The organism is Algoriphagus sp. AK58, assembly GCF_014324365.1.
In the GTDB taxonomy this organism is placed as follows: domain Bacteria; phylum Bacteroidota; class Bacteroidia; order Cytophagales; family Cyclobacteriaceae; genus Algoriphagus.
The window spans coordinates 1-3,185 of the sequence record NZ_QEIG01000045.1 but is presented as its reverse complement, the minus strand read 5'-3'; the positions used below and the strand labels follow the sequence as shown (position 1 = coordinate 3,185).

At 42.7% G+C, this 3,185-nt stretch carries 3 protein-coding genes; all 3 read left to right on the top strand.

Annotated elements, in window-relative coordinates:
• Positions 1-267 precede the first annotated feature (267 nt).
• The 3 genes from DDT91_RS20340 to DDT91_RS20330 all read left to right on the top strand — a co-directional run bounded on the left by DDT91_RS20340 (position 268) and on the right by DDT91_RS20330 (position 3,081).
• Positions 268-1,494, top strand: coding sequence for a hypothetical protein (locus DDT91_RS20340; protein ID WP_187178040.1), 1,227 nt, complete (start codon positions 268-270; stop codon positions 1,492-1,494).
• Positions 1,495-1,772: 278 nt separating this feature from the next.
• Positions 1,773-2,768, top strand: a complete 996-nt coding sequence (locus tag DDT91_RS20335) for a polysaccharide deacetylase family protein (RefSeq protein ID WP_187178039.1) — start codon at positions 1,773-1,775, stop codon at positions 2,766-2,768.
• A gap of 109 nt (positions 2,769-2,877) precedes the next feature.
• A complete protein-coding gene (locus DDT91_RS20330; RefSeq protein WP_111395181.1) occupies positions 2,878-3,081 on the top strand; it encodes a hypothetical protein in 204 nt (67 codons plus the stop codon).
• Positions 3,082-3,185: the final 104 nt, after the last annotated feature.

Sequence of the window (3,185 nt, the reverse complement as noted above, 5' to 3'; positions counted from 1 at the left end):
TTGTCCTGTTGTCGGGTTGTCCAGTTGTCGACAGATCGAGTCCAGCTTCTGGAGAAGCAGGACAACTTGGTAGTTTGCCGTGAGTGAGGACACTCACGGAGGCGAAAAAAGGAGGTAGCTGAGTTGTCGGATTGCAAATCCTGTAACAAGACCTCGACATTGCAAATGTGGAGGAACGGAGGAACGGAAGGAATGGAAATTTTCAGACGCTAGTTTTCCGGCAAATTCCCGAAAAATCTCTTACTTTAATCCTAAAATTCCCAAAAAGTGCTCGGAGCTGCTTTTCTTGTCATCTTCCTCTTTTTTGCCTCGCAGCCAATCCTCAACGCCATTCAAACGGAACACAAATGGCTTAAGGCAGGCTTGCTCAACCAAATGTATTGGTACCATATGCTTTTTGGCTTAGTCTATTGGACCTACGCACAGTTTAATCGCTCTGATTCAGTTAGTTATTACAATAGCCATAAATGGTACTCAAACTGGTTTGATACCTTCGAACCAGGCACACTATTCATCGAATGGGTGAATTATCCCTTTGCCAAATGGCTGGGATTCAATTACGACATGATGATGTTTTTCAGCACTTGGGTTGGTTTTTGGGGCTTTGTCTATTTCTATTGCTTTTTTAAAGAAAACCTGAAGTTTAACCCGAAATTTGAAGGTTGGGATGCCATCACGATCTTTATGTTTCTGCCCAATATGCACTTTTGGACTGCATCTCTTGGAAAAGGAGCTTACATCTTTGCAGGCTTGGGCTTTTTGACTTATGGGCTTTCCTGGCCCGGAAAGCGGATTTTCCATATCGTTTTGGGAGCTTTTATCTGTTACATGATACGGCCACACATTCTTTTTGCGGTGATGATCGGGATGGGAGTAGGTTTTATCCTAGGTCGTGAAAAAGTACCTGCTTACCAAAAATACCTTGCCGCATTGGCGGGAATTGTGATCAGTATTTTGGTCTATGACAAACTGCTCATCTATTTGGGCTATGATCCCAATAACGTGGTGGCAAGCTTTGAGGAAGAATCGGCCTTGAATGCCCAAAGACTTCAATCGGCAGGTTCTGGTGTAGATATGTCAAGCTACAGCCTCCCCATGAAACTCTTCACCTTCTGGTTTAGACCCTTGTTTATCGATTCTCCCAATATTCTAGGCATAGCGGTTTCCTTCGAAAATGCGCTGTATATCTACATGTTCAGCCGGATATTTAAGAAAAGTTTTATCGATTATATCCGGGTGGCCCCTGCGATGGTAAAAATGTCTGCCATCGTATTCTTCTCCATTTCGGTATCCATGACTTATGTCATGTCCAATTTGGGTATTATCATTCGCCAAAAATCCCAAATCATGTACTACATGCTCTTTGTGATCGTGGCCTTTATGGACTGGGAAAAAACCAATAGAATCAAAAAACGCGCAGAGATTTATAACCGGATTGTAGAAGAGGAACGAAGGAATCGGGAGTTGGCGGAGCAGGAAAAACAAATGGTTTGAATTGATGGTGTTGTCAGGTTGTCCGCCTGCGACTGTTGTCGTGTTGTCTGCTGAAGCTGTTATCCGCCTACGGCTGTTGTCATGTTATCCGCTAACGCTGTTATCAGGTTGTCCGCCTACGGCTGTTATCTCTTACAACTGGACAACGTGATAACCTCGACAACCAACCTCCGGTAGGCAGGCGCGAAGCCGATTACTGGATAACCGTGACAACTTGATAACCGTACCAAATGACCAAATAAAATTTAAATTAAGCCTTTCATTAAAAATCCCTCCCTATGCCCGGAACCCTTACCATTAGCCTAGACTTCGAGCTTTTATGGGGTATTTTTGACAAAGTGGGTACCCGTTATAAACCGGAGTATTTTTCCAATACCCGAAGGATCATTCCTGAGATGCTGGAGCTTTTTGGACGAAACCAGATTCAGGTGACTTGGGCCACGGTAGGGATGCTTTTCGCGGAAAACGAAGAGGAATGGAAACAGTATTCCCCTTCTTTTCTTCCCTCCTATCGGGAAAAAAAATACTCGGCTTACCATTGGGCCAAAGTGAATGGCATACGGCCGGAGGTTCATTTTGCTCCAGAGCTTATCCAAAAGATTCTGGAGACTCCACATCAGGAACTGGGGTCCCACTCTTTTGCGCATTATTACACCTTGATGCGAGGACAAAGTCCCGAGCAGTTTCGGGAAGACCTTCAGGCTTCTCAAAAAATTGCCCGGGAGAAATTTGGGGTGAGTTTAAGATCCTTGGTATTTCCCCGAAACCATATCAATGAACTTTACCTAAAAATCTGTCTGGAGGAGGGATTCGATTTTGTAAGAGGAAATCCCAAAAACTGGTTTTGGCAGGAGACCCAACACGAAGATCAGAGTAAGAAGTGGTTTCGGTCCGCAGATTGTTTTTTCCCCGTGGGCAGCCGAACCTCCTACCCTTTTGAGGAAATCAACTGGATCAGGGAAGAACCGATTATCTTACCTGCTTCCCGGATTTTGAGACCCCATTCCAACGGTAATTCACTTTTTAATTCTGTCAGACTTACACGGATATTAAATGAAATGGAAAAAGCCGCGCAGCTTGGAGAAGTTTATCACCTCTGGTGGCATCCCCACAATTTTGGAAACAATCCTGAAGCCTGTATGGCCGAGTTGAAAAAGATTCTCGATCATTTTTCCCGATTAAAAGAAAAATACGGCATGTTAAGCCAGAATATGGCATATCTTGGAGAAAGGGTGAAAGAAAGAGTGGCTAAAATAGAGATTCCACTTAGTTGAGACCTGACAGGTTTTGAAAACCTGTCAGGTGGGGTGTAAAATATTTGATTTAAAATTCAATATTTTACACCCCATTTTATTATATTCCATTGTCTAAATTTATTGACCTATGGAAGATGACAGTACAAGTTGGAAAGAAAGAGCTATTTCAAGAAGACTGGAGAACAAAGAATTAAATAAGCGACGCAAGGAACTCATTAAGAGCAGAGATGGATGGAAAGAAAAGTACATGGTTCAAAAGGAAAAAGCGGACAAACTCGAGCATGATCTGGAGTTAATCAAAAAAAAACTGAACGAGATTCTGTCGTATTAAAGGTTAATCTTTCACGTCCCAAAAGATATACCTATCCCCTGACAATCAGAAAAAAAAAAAACACACCACAACATACAAAAAAACGATATCGATATTCAAACAAC

Coding starts and splice junctions, on each gene's coding strand:
- DDT91_RS20335 (WP_187178039.1), top strand. CDS start 1,773: ATGCCCGGAACCCTTACCATTAGCCTAGACTTCGAGCTTTTATGGGGT.
- DDT91_RS20330 (WP_111395181.1), top strand. CDS start 2,878: ATGGAAGATGACAGTACAAGTTGGAAAGAAAGAGCTATTTCAAGAAGA.